Origin of the sequence: Tahibacter harae (assembly GCF_024437735.1) — a bacterium.
GTDB lineage: Bacteria > Pseudomonadota > Gammaproteobacteria > Xanthomonadales > Rhodanobacteraceae > Tahibacter > Tahibacter harae.
The window spans coordinates 219,673-235,692 of the sequence record NZ_JANFQO010000007.1 but is presented as its reverse complement, the minus strand read 5'-3'; the positions used below and the strand labels follow the sequence as shown (position 1 = coordinate 235,692).

Below are 16,020 nucleotides of genomic sequence, written 5' to 3'. Positions count from 1 at the left end.
ACACTCCCTGCGAATCCCGAATCCCGAATCCCGAATCCCGAATCCCGAATCCCGAATCCCGAATCCCGAATCCCGAATCCCGAATCCCGAATCCCGAATCCCGAATCCCGAATCCCGAATCCCTGCGCCGTGCGCGTCCGGCTGCACGCTTGCGCAAGCGGCTGCAGACGCGACAGGCACTGCCAGCGGCAGACGAAGGCTAGAAACTGGTACAAGCCCGCTGCTTGAGCCGCATCACCGCCTCCTGCCGGAAGCGTGTCTTGTAGGCCTGGGCGATGGCCAGGATCGAGGCCTCGCTGGCCGCGTCGTCCGGGTGGACCAGGGTCAGCACGTAAGAAGATTCGTGCACCAGGCTGCCGTCGTTGCCGCGCCACTGGCCGGCGGCGGAAACCACGCTGAGGCCCTGGGGAAAGCGCGGCGTGACTTCCTCGCTGAGGAAGGCCTGCCATTGCTCCGGCGTGACCTGGCCCTGGGGCATGGCGGTGCCGAAGAACAGTTCATCCGCGATCAATGCCTGCTGCGCCGGCGCGCAGGAAAGGTGCGGCGCGGTGGCGCAGGCGGTCAGGCTCAGTGCGGCGAAGGCGAGGGCGGCGGGGCGCGGCAGATTCATGGTGGCAGGCATGGGCTTGGGATGGCGGCAGATTAGCAACAATGGCACCGTGCCCGGCCCTGCAGGCGGACTGCCGGCGCGTTTCCGCGGCGTGTTTCCGCGCCAGCCGCGGCGCCCCGATGAGCGGCGCTGTTGTGTCCGCCTGATGCCTGCACCGGGTAGGGGCAGGGGGCAGGGCGCCGCCGGAGCCCGGCCGCCACCGCGGCGGGCTCCGCACCCGGCCGCCGCCGGGCGCGGATGGCCGCGCCGGTGGCCCGCGGCGCGCAGCCAATAGTTGCAGAATCCACATAGCAGCCCGCGCAGCGAGTACACATCTTTCCCGTTTCGTCGTACCTTCGCTCTCGTATGGTGGCGACCGGGATCGACGACGGGATCGACGATGGGCCAGGAATTTACCGGGCGGCCGCTGGAGATCCTGCTGGTTGAGGACAACCCCGGCGATGTGCGCCTGACAGTGGAGATGCTCAAGCAGGCCAAGCTGCTGAACCGGCTGAGCGTGGCCACCGACGGCGAGCAAGCGCTGGCCATGCTGCAGCGCACCGACGCCTATGCGCACCAGCCGCTGCCGGACCTGATCCTGCTCGATCTCAACCTGCCCGGCCTGGACGGGCGCGAGCTGCTGGAGCGCATCCGCGACGATTCCACCCTGTCGCGCATTCCCGTCGTGGTGCTGACCCAGTCCGGTGCCGACGCCGATATCCGCCGCGCCTACGACGCCTACGCCAGCTGCTACATCCGCAAGCCCGTGGACCTGGATCAGTTCCTCGGCGTGATGCAGAGCATCGGCCATTTCTGGCTCAGCGTGGTCACCCTGCCGGCGGGCTCCGGCGCGCGGCCGGATGCGATGCCGGTGCTGCTGGTGGAGGACGAGCCCGGCGATGCGCGCCTGGTGCAGGAACTGCTGCACGAAGCCGATCCGCGCTACCTGCTGCATGTGGTCGGCAGCCTGGCCGAGGCGCAGCAGCAGCTCGGCCGCCACCGCTACGCCGCCGTGCTGCTGGACCTGGGCCTGCCCGATTCGCAAGGGCTGCAAACCCTGCGCGCCGTGCTGCAGACCGCCGGCCCCATGCCGCTGGTGGTGATGAGCGGCCGCGACGACGAGAACCTGGCTCTGCGCGCGATCCAGCTCGGCGCACAGGATTACGTGGTCAAGGGGCGCGGCGACGGCGAACACCTGGCGCGCGCGCTGCGCTACGCGATCGAACGCAAGCTGGTGCAGGAACACCTGGAGTTCGTCGCCAGCCACGATGCCGTCACCGGCCTGCCCAACCGGCGCCGTTTCCTCGATACCCTGCGCCAGCTGATGCCGCCGCTGCTGCGCCGCGGCGGCGAAGTGGCGGTGCTGGTGGTGACGCTGACCGGCATGGGCGCGGTCAACCAGAGCCTGGGGCATGACGTGGGCGATCTGGCGCTCAAGGCCGCGGTCGGGCGCATGCAGCGGCTGATGCCCGAAGGCACGGTGCTGGCCTGCACCGGCAACACCGAATTCGCCCTGGCCTGCATAGAACGCGATGCGATGAGCCAGGCCTCGCTGCTGGCCGAACAGCTGCTCGATGCACTGCGCCAGCCCTACCGGGTGGGCGAGCATGAGTTCTATCTGGGCGGCCTGATCGGGCTGGGCCTGGCGCCGGTTGACGCGGACGAGTCCGCCGCCCTGCTCAAATGTGCCGAGACCGCGATGTACCAGGCCGGCCAGCGCGGCATCAGCGGCATCGACTTCTACTCCACCGACCTCAACCGCCTGCTGCAGGAACGCCTCGCCCTGGAGCGCGAACTGCGCCATGCCCTGGTGCGCGACGAGCTGGAACTGGAATTCCAGCCCATCGTCGATGCGCAGGGCCAGGTGGTCAGCGCCGAGGCGCTGCTGCGCTGGAATCATCCGCGCCGCGGCCGGCTGGGGCCGGACCAGTTCCTGCCGCTGGCCGAACAGTCCGAGCTGATCCTGAGCCTAGGCCAGTGGGTGCTGCACAAGGCCCTGGCCGTCGCGGTGACCTGGGCCGAGTGCCGGCCGGATCCGCCCAGCGTCGCGGTGAATGTCTCCGCGCGCCAGCTCGACGCCGGCAATCTCTACGGCGAAGTGCAGCGCGCGCTGCAGAGCAGCGGCCTGCTGCCGGCGCGGCTGGAGCTGGAGCTGACCGAATCGGTGATGCAGCGCGCCGAATCGCGTGCGACCTTGTCGGCCCTGCGCGAGCTGGGCATCTGCATCGCCATCGACGATTTCGGCACCGGCTTCAGCTCGCTGAGTTATCTGAAAGCCTTTCCGGTCGACATCATCAAGATCGACCGCAGCTTCGTCACCGATGCCACCACCGATTCCCGCGATGCGGTGATCGTGCGCGCCATCATCGCGATGGCGCACATCCTGGGCATAGACGTGGTCGCCGAAGGCGTGGAAAGCCCGCGCCACCAGACGGTGCTGCGCAAGCTGGGCTGCAACCGGCTGCAGGGCTACCACGTGGGCCGGCCCGAGACCGCAGAGCAGTTCCAGGCGCGCCTGCGCGCGCCGGATGCCACAACCGGAGGCGACCATGCCTAGTCCGCTGCTTCGCGGCCGCGTCCGCGGCGTCCCGGCGCGGTCCTGCCGACAGGGTGTTGCTTTTTTCACATATAAATGTTGCGGCGGTGCAGGGTGAGTCCCGCGGCCGTGCCAGGGCAGGGCGGGCGTTGGATCCTCGCCGGTGCCGCTGCCACCTGCGCCTGCGCGCTGGTTGGCATGGCACTGAAGCTGGCCGGCCTGCGCGAATTCGCGCCGAGCTGGCCGGCGGCGCTGTGCCTGTTGCTGCTGGGCGCGGCGATCTGGCTGGAATACCGCGGCCGTTACCGGCTGGTGGCGCTGCTTTGTCTGCCGCCGGTGCTGGCCAGCCTGATCGTGCTCGTGCTGCAGCTGCCGCTGCGCCAGGCCAGCCTTTCGGCGCAGATGGCCTGGCTGGGCGAACTGCCCGGCAACAGCGCGGCCGGCATACTCGCCGCGGCGCTGGCCCTGCTGCTGGGCGCGCGGGCGCGCCTGCACCGGCCCTGGTATGTGGCGGTGATCGTCCTCGCCGCCTGCGCCGTGGCGGTCGGCGCCTTCGGCCTGTTCGGCCAGCTGGCCGGCATAGCGCCGGCGGTGGGCTGGGCTTCGCCCAACAGCGTATCCCTGCTCAGCGGCGCGGGTCTGCTGTTCTGCGGCGGCAGCGTGCTGCTGCTGCGCGCGCTGGGCGGCGGCGATGGCGAGGAAGCCGCGGTGGTCGACAGCGGCCTGCCGCCGGCGCTGCTGGTTTTCGCCATCGCCCTGGGCGCGACCATGCTGGCCTGGCGTGCCAGCGCCGCAGGGGTGGAGAGCGCGCAGTTGCAGCGCTTCGACGTGCAGGCCAGCCGCCTGGCCGCGGCGCTGCGCCTGAGTCTGCTGCGCTACATCGACGTGCTGCGCGGCGCGCAGGGGCTGTTCGCCGCCTCCGACAGCGTCGAAGCCTACGAATGGCGGCGCTACTGGGACCGCATGGACCTGGAGACGCGCTATCCCGGCGTGAACGGCGTCGGCTACGCGCCGCGCATCGCCGCGGACCAGCGCGCCGACTACGAAGCCCGGATCGCCGCGCTGATCCGCCCGGGCCTGCGCATCCGGCCCGAGGGCGAGCGCGAGGTCTACTACCCGCTGACCTACATCGAACCGCTGCGCGGCGCCAACCTCACGGCCGCGGCGCTGGATCTGGGCACCGATGCGGTGCTGCGCCCGGCACTGGAACAGGCCCTGGGGCGCGACGAGGCGGTGCTGAGCGGCAAAATGGAATTCGCTTCCGATGCCGCAACGCCGGCCGCCGCCGGCTTCTACGTATTCGTGCCGCTGCGCCTGGGCAAGCGCGACGAGGACCAGGCCGCGCGTACCCTGGGCGTGGCCTTCTTCCAGCTGCAGGCCGCACAGTGGCTGCAGTCGGTGGACGACGAACATCGCGCCGGCCTGGCCCTGCAGCTGTACGACGGCGCCGGCGCGGAGCCTGCGCGCCTGCTTCACGCCGATCCCGTGCCGGAAGGGCCGCGGACCCTGCGCCACAGCGAAGTGCTGTCGCTGGGCGGGCGCGAATGGACGCTGCAGGTGCAGGCGCGGCCGGACTATCTGCGCGCGAATGCTTCGGTGCTGCCGCTGTGGGTGCTGCTGGCCGGGCTGTTCTGCAGCCTGCTGCTGTTCGCCATCGCCTGGCTGCTGGCCGGCCGCCGCGCCCGGGCCGAACGCTTGGCCGTGCAGATGACCGCCGAACTGCGGCGCAGCCAGCAGGCCTTCCGTGCTCTGGCCGATACCGCCAACGACGCCATCATCGCCGCCGGCGCGGACGGCCGCATCCGCTACGTCAATCCGGCCGCGGAACGCTGCTTCGGCTACGCGCCGGCGGCCATGCTGGGCGAGCCGGTCACCTGCATCATGCCGGAACGCTACCGCGAGGCCCATCTGGCCGGGATGCAGCACTACCTGGACGGCGCGCCGGCGCGGATCATCGGCCGCACCGTAGAGCTGTCCGGCCTGCGCAGCGACGGCAGTGAATTTCCGTTGGAGATTTCAATTGCCGGCTGGAACGCCGGCGACGGAACCAACTTCACCGCCATCCTGCGCGACATCAGCCGGCGCCGCGAGACCGAGCAGATGCTGGAAACCCAGCGCGAGGAGCTGGCCCGCTCCAACGCCGACCTGGAGCAGTTCGCCTACGTCGCCTCGCACGACCTGCAGGAACCGCTGCGCATGGTCGCCAGCTACGTGCAGCTGCTGGCGCGCCGCTACAAGGGCAAGCTGGACCAGGACGCCGACGATTTCATCGGCTTCGCCGTCGACGGCGCCCTGCGCATGCAGCGCCTGATCGACGACCTGCTGGCCTATTCGCGCATCGCCACGCGCGCCGAGCCCGGCCGCGAGATCGCCGCGGCCGAGTGCGTGGCCGCGGCACAGCGCAACCTCGCCGTGCGGGTGCGCGAGACCGGTGCGGTGATCGAATACGGCGAGCTGCCGCTGCTGCGCATGGATCCTTCGCAGCTGGCCCAGCTGTTCCAGAACCTGCTCGGCAACGCGCTGAAATTCTGCACCGAGGGCACGCCGCGGGTGCGCATCAGCGCCGAGCGCGAGGACGCCTTCTGGCATTTCCGCGTCGCCGACAACGGCATAGGCATAGATCCGCAGTATGCCGAACGCATCTTCGTGATCTTCCAGCGCCTGCACCCGCGCCAGCAGTACGCCGGCACCGGCATAGGCCTGGCCATCTGCAAGAAGATCGTCGAGCGCGCCGGCGGCCGCATCTGGGTGGAATCCATGCCCGGCGCCGGCGCCACCTTCCATTTCACCCTGCCAGTACTGGAGCCCGCGGCATGAGCGAGATGTTCGACACGGTACGACCGGTGGAAATCCTGCTGGTCGAAGACAACGAAGGCGATGTGCGCCTGACCCGCGAAGCCCTGCGCGAGGGCCACCTGCGCAACCGCCTGCACGTGGTCCAGGACGGCGAACGTGCACTGGATTTCCTGTTCCGCCGCGGCGACTATGCCGGCGCGCCGCGGCCCGACCTGATTCTGCTCGACCTCAACCTGCCGCGCCGCGACGGCCGTGAAGTGCTGGCTGAGATCAAGTCCGATCCCTCGCTCAAGCGCATACCCGTCGTGGTGCTGACCACCTCGCGTGCCGAGGAAGACCTGGCCCGCAGCTACGACCTGCACGCGAACTGCTTCATCACCAAGCCGGTGGACTTCGATCAGTTCATACAGGTGGTGAAGACCATAGAGAGCTTCTGGTTCACGATCGTGGTGCTGCCGCCGGTGTAGCTGCCGGCAGCGGGACTGGAGATTGGGGATTGGGGATTTGTGGAATGCGGCGCAGCTTCGTTGCTGGTCAGAAAGCGCCAGGTTGCGTCGCCCACTCCCGGCGAATCCCTGATCCCGGATCCCGGCTTGACCGCTTTCCCCCCCAATCCTTGCCGCTTCTGCCCTCGCTGGCAAAGCCCGTGCAGCCAAAACTGCGCAGGCTCCGCGCGGCTGTGCCGCGGCGGGGGCCGCGCGGCGACAGGGGGCCGCGGCGGAATGACCGGCGCGGGTCCGCGCCGGCTGCGCACATCCATCCGAGCAGTCGTTGTCCTTTCCCTGGAGGCAGTGACATGAGCAAGCGCAATTCCCTGGCCGTACTGATCGCCGGCCTGGCCGTCGCCGCGCCGGTGCTGGCCGAGCCCGGCGATTACACCTTCTGGCAGACCCTGGCCAACCTGGTCACGCCGCCGCGGGCGGACAATCCGGTGACGCCGGCGCAGCGCCTGGGGCAGTACCCGCTGCTGTCGAATCCGGCGGGCTTTGCCGACGGCTTCCGCCCCGGCGCCTACAGCGAGTGGCAGACCATACAGCTGGCACCGCAGACCGGCGCGGTCTGCGGTAACGGCTCGCCGTACAAATTCTTCGTCAACCGCGTTGCCGGCACGCGCAACACCATTGTCTACATGGAAGGCGGCGGCGCCTGCTGGGACTACGCCAGCTGTACCGGCCAGACCGGCGTGCGCGGCGCGCGCAATCCCAACGGCATTCCCGACGACTACATGGCGCTGATGAATCCGGGCGCTAGCCTGGTCAGCCCGTTCGTGACCCGGGTCAGTCCGTTCGATGCGGTGAAGACGCAGAACTGGAACATGGTCTATGTGCCGTATTGCACCGGCGACATCTACAGCGGCGACAAGGTCGCGGTTTATCCCGATCCCAGCAATGCCAATCCGCCGCTGGTCTGGCATCACAACGGCGTGCGCAATACCCGCGCGGTGGTGGCCTGGCTGAAGGACAATCTGCCGCGGCCGACGCAGATGCTGGCCACCGGCTGCAGCGCCGGCGGCGCCGGCAGCCTGACCAATTATCCGGCCGTGCGCCGCGATCTCGCGCCGGACCGCGGCTATCTGATCGACGATTCCGGTCCGATCTTCTCCTCGCCCGCGGGCGGCGACCCGGCACAGTATCCGTCGGTGCCGCTGACCAGCCTGATCCGCAGCGCCTGGGGTCTGGACCTGCCCGGCGGCCCGGTTTCCTTCCTCGCCGCCAACTTGCCGCTGCTGAGCACGGGCAATCTGGGCAGCTTGTACAGCGCGCTGTCCGCGCGTTTTCCGGCGGATCGTCTCGGCCATACGCATTTCTGGAAAGACCTGAATTATTCCGGCTATTCGTACGAACGCTTCTATCCGGAAATCGGCAACGCGCCGGACCAGGCGACCAAGGAAGCGCTGGTGCACGCGAAATGGGCCGTCGATACCCAGCGCCTGCGCGGCACCCTGGACGGGCTGGCCAATTTCGGCGGCTATTTCCCGCAGTATCGCGCGCTCAACGAAAGCCATTGCACCACCATCGTCGATTTCAAGAACGGCGATGTGCAGGAGCGCAACCTGCAGCTGAAGAACTTCATCGACAGCGTGCTGGACGGTTCGGGTGCCGTGCTGGATGCGAGCGAAGCCAGCGACGCGGCGGACCGGGCCAAGCCGTTCAATCTGCTGTATTGGACGGTCGATCAGCTGTTGTAGTACGTGTGGTCGACGCGGTGGCCGGCGTGGTCCGGCCACCGCGTCGACAGGCATGCCGCAAACGTGGATTTTCCGCGGCGGTGACGCGGAAATCGGTGAAGCAGCGGCGGTTTTTTCACTGTGCGGTAGGTCCCGGCCGCGGCCCGGAATCCGGGCGGCGCAGAATGGACTGGCCGCGGTTGGTGCCGGTTGTCTTCGGAGTGGAGCATGCGTTACGCAAAACGCCTGATTGCACTGCTGAGCGTGCTGCTGGCGGTATCGGTGCTGATGCTGATACTGCGCGGCAACGGGCGGGGCGCCGCGACTGCACGGCTTGCGGCACCGCCGACAGCTGTTGCCGCACCGCCGCCAAAGACGGCCGCCGCCACGGCAGAAGCGACAGGTGCGGTCGCCGCAGTGCGGGTGGAGCCCGGCCTGTTGCAGACTCCGCAAGCCCTGGCCTATTTCGAGCGCGAAGCCTTCGAACAGCAGGCCCGCCGCTTCTTCGACACGGCGGCGCAGCTCGATCCCGCCGCGCGCGAACGCGAAGCGGCCGGCCTGGAGCAGGCCGTCGACCGCTACGAAGCTGCGCGCCAGCTTTCCGCCGGCGAAGCCATGAACCTGCGCCTGGGCCTGATTCAGGCCACCGTCGCCGACGAGGTCGAGCGCGGCGCGCGCCAGGCCGAACTCATCGCCCGCTACCGGCAGGACGGCGCGCGGCGCGAAGCCCAGTTCATGCAGCAGCAGGCCGCCGATGCGGCTTTTGCCGACTACAAGCGGCGCGAGGCGCAGATCGTGACCGAAGTGATGGCGCTGCCGCAGATTCCCGACGGGCTGACGCGCGAGGAGTATCTGCGGCGGCGGCTGCAGCGTGAACGGGAGCGGGCGGCGGGACAGCCCTGAACGGCGGCGTAGCGGATGGATTGCCGGTGCAGGGCCGGACGGGCTCCGTTGCGATGCTCAGGTCCAGACCAGTTGCCAGATTGCCTGTTCTTCGCCGGCCGCCGGTGCATTCGCCGCCGGCGGCTGCGGCAGTCCTTTCACCTGTCCCGCCGCACCGAGTTCGCGCCGCCATTCGGCCACGATTTCCGCGGGCGCCGACGTGACGATGACGACGCGCTCGGCCACCACCCATTCGTCGTCGGAATCGTAGGCCCATTCTGCATCGGCGGCTTCGACCAGGACGTGGCTGACGTCGGCGCGCGCGGCGATATCGCGCAGGCGCGCGTGCAGTACCTGTATGCCGGGATGGGGGCCGGAAATCTGCGGCCCGAGGCTGCGGTCGTCGTCGTTGCCCTCGAAGAACTCGGCCAGGCTGAGCAGCGGCCGTGCGCCGCTGCCGCGCGGGTGTGCGGCGCTGAAGCCGTGGCCTTCCAGCTGCTGCAGCAGGGCGGCGCGGCGTTGCAGATCCATGCGGGGCTCCGGTTCGGGAAGTCAGTGCGCAGTGTGCCGTATTGCGCAGGCGCCGGGCGTGGCGGATTTGTGGTTCCGCGTAGCCTGCGGCAGCGGCAAACGTGGGCGCCGCGCCGGCTCGGGCGGCGCTATCGCCGCGGGCGCGGAATCGCACCGCCCGGAAGGGCAGCCTGGCGCAGTGCGGCGGCTCAGGCGGCGGTGCCGACCGCAGCGGACCTGCGCCTGTGCGAAGGTTTGCGCCGGGTGCCTGAAAGCGCCGTGACGACGCTGCGCAAGGGGCTGCACTGGTCCGGCATGTCCCCGCGCCAGGCGCGGGGACACGCCGTTGGACAAGGACGGCTTCGGCCCCGCCTTTGTCCTCGAAACGCAGCCGGGCCAGCATGTTCCGCGGCCCGGAGCGGTGGAAGCCGGCAAGTCCACCAGGGGCGCGGGCGGAAATTCCCCCAGATCGGCGCTGTACGCCAATGTCCACAAGGAGCGCGTGTTTTTTGGGGGAAATTCCGATTTGCCGGCGCCGTGATCCGGAGTAAAGTTGTTTTCTAGTATACGGTTTGCATTTGTCCTTCAGCCGGACGCGACAGTACCGGCGGCTGATGCAGCTGCGCCGCCATGCCGGGCAGCTGCGAGGAGCGGCGCATGAATCCCCGCGCGCAGCGTTGTACAAGCGAACTGATCCGTCTGGTCCTGGTCTGCGCCACGGTCTGGTTGAGTCTGGCGCTGCCGCAGGTGGCGGCCCAGGCCGGCGTGCAGATCAGCCTGCATCTGGATGCCGATTCGGTGGAACTGATCCGCGCGCTGCGGCGCGCCCAGGGCCTGGATCCGCCCGATGCGGAAGCCGACCGGCGTGTCGCGGCGCTGCTGGGGCGCCGGCAGGCGGAGAGGCGGCAATCGCCGCAATCGCGGACGATGCCAATACCGGCGGCCCCGGCACCCGCGGCGGAACTTGCGACGACCATGCTCACGGAAGCGGCAGGCGCTGCCGATGCTTCGCTGGAGACGGCGCCGGCCGCGGTGCCGGTGGACCCGCCGCGCGATGCGGCGACTTCAGCGGCGCAGGATCAACCCTCGCGGCGGCCCAGGCCGTAGCCGCCGACCGGCGTGATCGTGGTCGCATTGCCGAAGCTCGCGATCAGCGGCCTGGCCTTGGCTATGGCCTGCTGCACAGCGGGCAGCGACAGCGAGGCCCTGTGGCTGGCTTCATCGGTCCAGACTTCGGTGATCCAGATGGCATCCGCATCGGCGGGATCGGTGGCGACGACGTAGCTCAGGCAGCCGGGCATGTCGTCGGTGCAGTCCAGCAGCAGTTCGACCAGGGCATCGCGCTGGCCGGCGACGGCGGTGAATTTTCCGATCAGTCCGTACATGGCGGGCTCCGCGGCTGTGGCAAAGAGCATCTATCTTGGCGTGGGCGGCATGGCGCTTTCAATCGGGCGGCAGCGTGTAAGTGCCGCCGTCACGGTCGTCGGTGCGTGGACCGCATTCTGTCCGCCAACGCAGGGAGGCCGCGTATCCGCCCCGCTGCTGTCGGTTGCCGCTGGCGGCGCCGGGTCGATATTCTCGCCTTTTCCATCTTGCCGCCGGAGCTGCCATGTCCCCGCTGCTGCCCGCCGAACTGGCCTGGTACGTGACCGGGCGTTTCTACGCCGCCGAGAAGAGCGGCGCCATCGCCGACTACGGCTATTTCCTGCATCTGGGCGGTATCGCCGCGCCGCTGTTCGCGGCGGCGCCGGCGGAGTCCAGCGCCCATTTCACCTTCGCCGCCGAGCCGTTCCAGGCTGCCCGGCTCAGCAACGGCGGCCTGCAGCTGGGGCTGGATCCGGCCGGCAGTTTCTCGGTATTCCTGCAGCGCCGGCCGGCCGGCGATTTCGACGATCCGGCCAGCTTCGCCCGCGGCGAATGCATAGGCCGCTTCCGCCGCACCAGCCTGGTCGTGGGTACGACGGTGACCGGCGCGGCCGGGCAGGCGCTGATTACCTCGAATGTGTTCTCCGCCCGCCTCACCGAAAGCACGCCGTTTGAATTCGGCGGCCAGCGCTACGATCTGGCCCGCATGCTTGGTGCCGGCGTGACCCAGTTCGGCACGGCCGACGGACAGGCGATCATGCCGGCACCGGCCGGCTATGCGCTGGTGCTGCCGTTCACGGGTTCGGCGCTGGCGCTGGGGCGCGACGGCGGCTGAGCCGGCCGTTCCGGCGGTTGCGCGCATCGGCATCGCGGCGCGGCATTGCGGCGGGCACACACGTCTGCGCGTGCACGGCTTCGGCGGATGTTTGCCTATGGTTGCCCTTGCCTGCGCCGCCGATGCGAGCCTGTGCCGCGGCGTTGTGTTGACGGGAAACTCCTGACGTTTTCCGTCGCCGCCTGACAGCCGGCCGATGGCGCGCTGCAGCAGGAAATCCCGCACGGCGCCGCCGTGGCGCGCATCCGTCGCGGTTGCGCCGCGCCAGCGATTGCGGGAATGGAAACTGCAGGGTGCAGCGCCTGCCGCCGCGCCGCAGATCCGGTGCCTGCGCGGCGACACCGATTGCGCAACAGCGGCAACCGCCGCGGCCTGTTTCCCGCCGCCGCTGCCGCTAAGATCGAACCTGCCGGCGGCGGGCTGTGCGGAGCAGTACGATGGCATATTCGTCAGCGTGGAATGATCCACAACGCGACAACGAGAATTTTTTCTTTGCGCTGGAGCCGGACCTGGATGCCCGCGCCGGCATGGTCGACCGGCTCGACCGTCTGCTGCGCGAACGCGGCCTGACAGGCCGGCCGGTCAAGTTCTGCAACCTGCATGCGGCGCTGTGCGCAGCGGGCCGCGCCGAGCGCCTGCGCGAGCCGCTGCCGCAGGCGCTGCAGCGCGCGGCGGAATCGGTGCGCGGCGCGGCGATCGGGGTCGAGTTCGACCGTATCGCCAGCCTGCGCCTGGGCGGCAGCCAGCATGTACTGGCGCTGCGCGCTTCGCCGGAGAGCCAGAGCGTGCTGCGCTTCCTGCGCCTGGCCGTGGCCGGCGCGCAGTATGCGCAGGGGTTGTACCTGCCCGGCGCTTCGCGCTTTGACGCGCATGTGAGCCTTTGCCATACCAGCCAACCGCTGGCCGGCGAAGCCGTGCTGGAACCGGTGCGCTGGCATGCGCAGGAATTCGTGCTGATCCGCAGCGTGCCGGGCCGCGGCGTGCACGAGGTAATTGGACGTTGGCCGCTGCGCGCCAGCTGAGGGCGGGATCAGTCGCGCCGCGGCGGAACGGTTTTCAGGCGCGGCCCGGCGCGGCGGCGCGGGTCGGTTGGCGCAGCAGCTGCCATGCCTGGTGCGGCAGCGGCGAATGGGCGATGTCCTGCGGCGTGGTGTTCTTGCCGCTGACGCCGGGCATGAGCTGCATGCCCGCACTGGCATAGCAGTGCTGTACAAGGGCCGAGCAATACAGCGAACCTTCGCGCGCGAGCAGGTTCTCGCGCTCGCGCAGGCTGGGCCGGGCCAGGGCGAACAGGGTGCCCACGATCTCGCGCAGGGAATAGCGCGTGGCATCGGCGAGCAGGTCCAATGCGGCAGCCAGCACGCGGCGGCTGGCCGCGGCATCCAGGCCGAAATCCAGCACGGCAAGATTGGGCCATTCGGCCGCGTCGAAGTATTTGGCCAGGCGGTTCTCCTGCGCGCCGAGGCGCACCTGCTTGTGGCGCAGGTCCAGATCGGACTCCAGCACCCAGCAATGCCCGTCACTGCGCTGCTCGCCGAACAGGAAGGCATGCGACCAGGCGCTGTCGGCCGCATCCGCGGTAATCAGACGCTGCGCCTTGCGTATGCCGCGGTCGATCAGCGCACTGCCGCCGGCCAGGCCTATGCGCGCGGGCGCCGCGTGGGCATGGAGGAAGTCGGCGTTGCTTTGCTGCGGATCGGCCAGTATCGGCGCCATGGAATACCCCTGCGGAATGCCGGCGCGATTGTGCCGGGCTGCCGGCCTGTGCGAAAGCGCCGGCCGTTCCGGCGCTGGATCCGGTGCAATGCCCACATGACTGCATCGGCCCCCGGATCGCGAATCCCTCATCCCAAATCGCGAATCCTCTAGACTGCCGCTTTTCTCGGGAGCAGCCCATGTCCGCCTTCATCGCCCTGCTGCGCGCCGTCAATGTCGGCGGCACCGGCAAGCTCGCCATGAGCGATCTCAAGGCCCTGTGCGAAGCCGCCGGCTTCGCCAAGGTGCAGACCTATATCGCCAGCGGCAATGTGGTGTTCACCAGTCCGCGCCCGGCGGCCGCGGTGCAGAAGGCGCTGGCCGCCGCGCTGGCCGAATACGCCGGCAAGCCGGTGGGCGTGCTGGTGCGCACGGCGGCGGAGATGGCGGCAGTGCTGGCCGACAATCCGTTTCCCAAGGCCGCGCCCAACCGCTGCGTCGCGATCTTTCTCGATACGCCGCCCGCACCCGGCTGCCTTGCCGCGGCCAGCCACGTCAACGGCGAGGAGATGGCCCTGGGCAAGCGCGAGATCTACGTGCACTACGGCGAGGGCATGGCCGATTCCAAGCTGCGCATTCCGGCCGCGGCCGCCGGCACTGCGCGCAATATGAACACGGTGGCGAAGCTGGCGCAGATGGCGGCGGCGCTGTAGTTGCGCCGGACCGGGTGCTTGCACTGCGGCAGCGGCGGCGCTTACCGTGGCGCGTCCGCAGCGGAGTCCCGCCATGTCCGAAGCCAAGACCAAGCCCACTGCGCTGCCACTGGAGACCTTCCTCGCCGGCATAGCCGATCCGGAACGCCGCGCCGACTGCGCTGCCATCGCCGCGCTGATGCAGGCGGCGAGCGGCGAGCCCGCCGTGCTCTGGGGCAGCATCATCGGCTTCGGCAGCTACCGCTACCGCTACGAAAGCGGCCGCGAAGGCGACTGGCCGCTGGTGAGCTTCGCACCGCGCAAGGGCGACATCAGTCTCTACCTTGCCGCGGACTATCCGCGCCGTGCCGCACAGCTGGCGCGCCTGGGCCGGCACAAGACCGGCAAGGCCTGCGTGTATATCCGCCGTCTGGCCGACATCGACCAGGGCGTGCTGCGCGAGATGATCGAGGATTCGATCCAGGCCCACGCCGCGCAGCGCACGCATTGCTGAAGCTGGCGCGGGTTGCGCAGAACGTATCGGCGTGTGTGGTGCGGCGGATCCGGGCGCGGCGCGGATTCGACAGTGCGCTGCCGCGTGCAGCCGCAGCAGCGATTCTGAGGCCGGCAGGTTTTGCAGAATGCTGCCGATGCGCGTGCTGCGGCGTCGCCTGGACCATGCGGCGCGCCGTTACATTGCGCGCTGCCGACACGCCGGCAAACCGCGCAGCATGCGCCTGCATCCGCGCTATGGCACCGCGTCGGGCACGCGGCGCAGCGCGCCGGCGGTCGCGTCGTAGTGCAATTGCAGCGTCTGCTCGCGCGTCAGCGTCTCCGCTTCGCCGCTGTCGGGATTGCCGCCCGGACGCAGTACGTCGTAGCGCAGCGTAAGCGTGATCGCCACGCCGGTGGCAGCCGGCTTCCAGGCGACCTTGCCCAGTTCCGCGCCGACCACGCCGTCGGGTTCGGCGATGGCCAGGCTGGCGACCTGATAGCGCGTGCGGCCCACTGCCGCGGGCGGCTGGGCCGGGCGGAACACGTAGATCGCCAGGCCGGCCGTGCCGGTGCGGCCTATGGCCAGCATGCCCAGACTGCCGTCGGCGAAATCGTGGCGCTGTACGCTTTCCTCGATCACGCCGGAATCGGAGAACAGCAGCTGGCGTATGGCCTCGGCATCGCCGGGGGCGCCATCGACTTCTTCCAGCGACGTCGCGCTTTCATCGCCCGTGCTGGTCGCGGGTTCATCGCTGGCGGAACTGTTCACCGCGGCGGCATCCAGTGGCGCGGTCGCACCGCCTGGGTCCAGCGCGATATGGCCCTCATCGTCGATCTGGAAGGCGGCGCGGTAGTCCGCGCCGGGTGCCGCTTCGCGGCCGCCGCTCTCCTGCAGGCTGAACTGGTTGGGACTGCGCAGATCCATGCTGCGCCGGTAGCGCACGCCGTCGGCACCGACCAGCAACTGTTCGCGCAGGCGGCCCTGGGCATCGCTGGTGAACAGCAGATCGTAGCGGCCGCCTTCCAGGGCCAGGCCGGTGTCTATGCGCAGCAGCCAGGCGCTGGCGGACGGCCCCTGGCTGATGCGCAGCAGCTGCACGCGCTCGTGCCGGAGTTTTTCCCAGCGCAGCGCCGCGTCTTCGCCGTGGGCGGCCTGGATCGGCGCATAGGCCGGATCGTAGTGTTGCGGCGTGGCGAACGGCTGGCCGGCGAGTAGTTCGTCCAGACAGCGCAGGCCGCTGGCATCCAGCGGCGTCGCGGCGAATTCCTGCGCCTGCAGCGAGGCGGCCGGCGCGATCAGCGGCGCGGCCGGCAGGTTGACCAGGCAACCCGGCGGCCGGCCGGCGGACGCCGGTGCGGCGGGCGGTGCGGTGCGCTCGCAGGCGCCCAGCGCCAGCAGCAGCGGAATGACGGGCAGGCGGCGCAACGGCATCGGCAACTCCTGTAACGGGGCGACTG

15 protein-coding genes are annotated in these 16,020 nt (G+C 69.6%); 10 read left to right on the top strand and 5 right to left on the bottom strand.

All coding sequences use genetic code 11. From position 1 onward, the window contains the following. Positions 1–199: 199 nt before the first annotated feature. On the bottom strand, positions 200–610 hold the full coding sequence (locus tag NM961_RS10100; protein ID WP_255914124.1) for a DUF3574 domain-containing protein: 411 nt from the start codon (positions 608–610) through the stop codon (positions 200–202). 379 nt (positions 611–989) lie between these two features. Here NM961_RS10100 and NM961_RS10095 point away from each other — a divergent pair, with 379 nt between their 5' ends. The 5 genes from NM961_RS10095 to NM961_RS10075 all read left to right on the top strand — a co-directional run bounded on the left by NM961_RS10095 (position 990) and on the right by NM961_RS10075 (position 8,991). Next, the gene (locus tag NM961_RS10095) at positions 990–3,146 is read left to right on the top strand and encodes a putative bifunctional diguanylate cyclase/phosphodiesterase (protein WP_255914123.1); all 2,157 of its coding nucleotides are present in this window, start codon (positions 990–992) and stop codon (positions 3,144–3,146) included. Positions 3,147–3,323: 177 nt separating this feature from the next. Continuing rightward, positions 3,324–5,942 (top strand): CHASE domain-containing protein, encoded by a 2,619-nt coding sequence (locus NM961_RS10090; RefSeq protein WP_255914121.1) that lies wholly within the window; start codon positions 3,324–3,326, stop codon positions 5,940–5,942. After that, positions 5,939–6,388, top strand: a complete 450-nt coding sequence (locus NM961_RS10085) for a response regulator (RefSeq protein WP_255914120.1) — start codon at positions 5,939–5,941, stop codon at positions 6,386–6,388. The genes NM961_RS10090 and NM961_RS10085 overlap by 4 nt, the downstream gene beginning before the upstream one ends. A 329-nt stretch (positions 6,389–6,717) precedes the next feature. Beyond that, a complete protein-coding gene (locus tag NM961_RS10080; RefSeq protein ID WP_255914119.1) occupies positions 6,718–8,109 on the top strand; it encodes a pectin acetylesterase-family hydrolase in 1,392 nt (463 codons plus the stop codon). A 207-nt stretch (positions 8,110–8,316) separates the two neighbouring features. Continuing rightward, a complete protein-coding gene (locus NM961_RS10075; RefSeq protein WP_255914117.1) occupies positions 8,317–8,991 on the top strand; it encodes a hypothetical protein in 675 nt (224 codons plus the stop codon). A 57-nt stretch (positions 8,992–9,048) separates the two neighbouring features. Here the strand turns inward: NM961_RS10075 and NM961_RS10070 are convergent, their stop codons facing one another. Further along, positions 9,049–9,501, bottom strand: a complete 453-nt coding sequence (locus NM961_RS10070; RefSeq protein ID WP_255914115.1) for a YfbO family protein — start codon at positions 9,499–9,501, stop codon at positions 9,049–9,051. Positions 9,502–10,137: 636 nt separating this feature from the next. Between NM961_RS10070 and NM961_RS10065 the strand changes: the two genes are divergently transcribed. Next, a complete protein-coding gene (locus tag NM961_RS10065; protein WP_255914114.1) occupies positions 10,138–10,587 on the top strand; it encodes a hypothetical protein in 450 nt (149 codons plus the stop codon). On the opposite strand, the gene NM961_RS10060 is transcribed toward NM961_RS10065, so the two are convergent. Then, positions 10,560–10,865 carry a putative quinol monooxygenase gene (locus NM961_RS10060; protein WP_255914113.1) on the bottom strand — a complete coding sequence of 102 codons (306 nt, stop codon included), beginning with the start codon at positions 10,863–10,865 and terminating at the stop codon, positions 10,560–10,562. The genes NM961_RS10065 and NM961_RS10060 overlap by 28 nt on opposite strands. 224 nt (positions 10,866–11,089) lie before the next feature. Here NM961_RS10060 and NM961_RS10055 point away from each other — a divergent pair, with 224 nt between their 5' ends. Beyond that, on the top strand, positions 11,090–11,680 hold the full coding sequence (locus NM961_RS10055) for a hypothetical protein (protein WP_255914112.1): 591 nt from the start codon (positions 11,090–11,092) through the stop codon (positions 11,678–11,680). 437 nt (positions 11,681–12,117) lie between these two features. Next, the gene (locus NM961_RS10050) at positions 12,118–12,702 is read left to right on the top strand and encodes a 2'-5' RNA ligase family protein (RefSeq protein ID WP_255914110.1); all 585 of its coding nucleotides are present in this window, start codon (positions 12,118–12,120) and stop codon (positions 12,700–12,702) included. 34 nt (positions 12,703–12,736) lie between these two features. Here NM961_RS10050 and NM961_RS10045 read toward each other — a convergent pair whose 3' ends face one another. Next, the gene (locus tag NM961_RS10045; protein ID WP_255914109.1) at positions 12,737–13,396 is read right to left on the bottom strand and encodes a hypothetical protein; all 660 of its coding nucleotides are present in this window, start codon (positions 13,394–13,396) and stop codon (positions 12,737–12,739) included. Between the two features lie 179 nt (positions 13,397–13,575). On the opposite strand from NM961_RS10045, the gene NM961_RS10040 reads away from it, so the two are divergent. After that, a complete protein-coding gene (locus NM961_RS10040) occupies positions 13,576–14,088 on the top strand; it encodes a DUF1697 domain-containing protein (protein WP_255914107.1) in 513 nt (170 codons plus the stop codon). 73 nt (positions 14,089–14,161) lie between these two features. Next, entirely contained in the window at positions 14,162–14,581 is a 420-nt protein-coding gene (locus NM961_RS10035) for a DUF1801 domain-containing protein (RefSeq protein WP_255914105.1), read from the top strand. A gap of 234 nt (positions 14,582–14,815) precedes the next feature. On the opposite strand, the gene NM961_RS10030 is transcribed toward NM961_RS10035, so the two are convergent. Then, positions 14,816–15,994 (bottom strand): hypothetical protein, encoded by a 1,179-nt coding sequence (locus NM961_RS10030; protein WP_255914104.1) that lies wholly within the window; start codon positions 15,992–15,994, stop codon positions 14,816–14,818. Positions 15,995–16,020: the final 26 nt, after the last annotated feature.

Excerpts from the sequence above, each read along its gene's own strand:
- NM961_RS10090 (WP_255914121.1), top strand. The coding sequence starts at position 3,324 with ATGGCACTGAAGCTGGCCGGCCTGCGCGAATTCGCGCCGAGCTGGCCG.
- NM961_RS10080 (WP_255914119.1), top strand. The coding sequence starts at position 6,718 with ATGAGCAAGCGCAATTCCCTGGCCGTACTGATCGCCGGCCTGGCCGTC.
- NM961_RS10030 (WP_255914104.1), bottom strand. The coding sequence starts at position 15,994 with ATGCCGTTGCGCCGCCTGCCCGTCATTCCGCTGCTGCTGGCGCTGGGC.
- NM961_RS10085 (WP_255914120.1), top strand. The coding sequence starts at position 5,939 with ATGAGCGAGATGTTCGACACGGTACGACCGGTGGAAATCCTGCTGGTC.
- NM961_RS10100 (WP_255914124.1), bottom strand. The coding sequence starts at position 610 with ATGAATCTGCCGCGCCCCGCCGCCCTCGCCTTCGCCGCACTGAGCCTG.
- NM961_RS10095 (WP_255914123.1), top strand. The coding sequence starts at position 990 with ATGGGCCAGGAATTTACCGGGCGGCCGCTGGAGATCCTGCTGGTTGAG.
- NM961_RS10050 (WP_255914110.1), top strand. The coding sequence starts at position 12,118 with ATGGCATATTCGTCAGCGTGGAATGATCCACAACGCGACAACGAGAAT.
- NM961_RS10045 (WP_255914109.1), bottom strand. The coding sequence starts at position 13,396 with ATGGCGCCGATACTGGCCGATCCGCAGCAAAGCAACGCCGACTTCCTC.
- NM961_RS10055 (WP_255914112.1), top strand. The coding sequence starts at position 11,090 with ATGTCCCCGCTGCTGCCCGCCGAACTGGCCTGGTACGTGACCGGGCGT.
- NM961_RS10040 (WP_255914107.1), top strand. The coding sequence starts at position 13,576 with ATGTCCGCCTTCATCGCCCTGCTGCGCGCCGTCAATGTCGGCGGCACC.
- NM961_RS10035 (WP_255914105.1), top strand. The coding sequence starts at position 14,162 with ATGTCCGAAGCCAAGACCAAGCCCACTGCGCTGCCACTGGAGACCTTC.
- NM961_RS10060 (WP_255914113.1), bottom strand. The coding sequence starts at position 10,865 with ATGTACGGACTGATCGGAAAATTCACCGCCGTCGCCGGCCAGCGCGAT.
- NM961_RS10075 (WP_255914117.1), top strand. The coding sequence starts at position 8,317 with ATGCGTTACGCAAAACGCCTGATTGCACTGCTGAGCGTGCTGCTGGCG.
- NM961_RS10070 (WP_255914115.1), bottom strand. The coding sequence starts at position 9,501 with ATGGATCTGCAACGCCGCGCCGCCCTGCTGCAGCAGCTGGAAGGCCAC.
- NM961_RS10065 (WP_255914114.1), top strand. The coding sequence starts at position 10,138 with ATGAATCCCCGCGCGCAGCGTTGTACAAGCGAACTGATCCGTCTGGTC.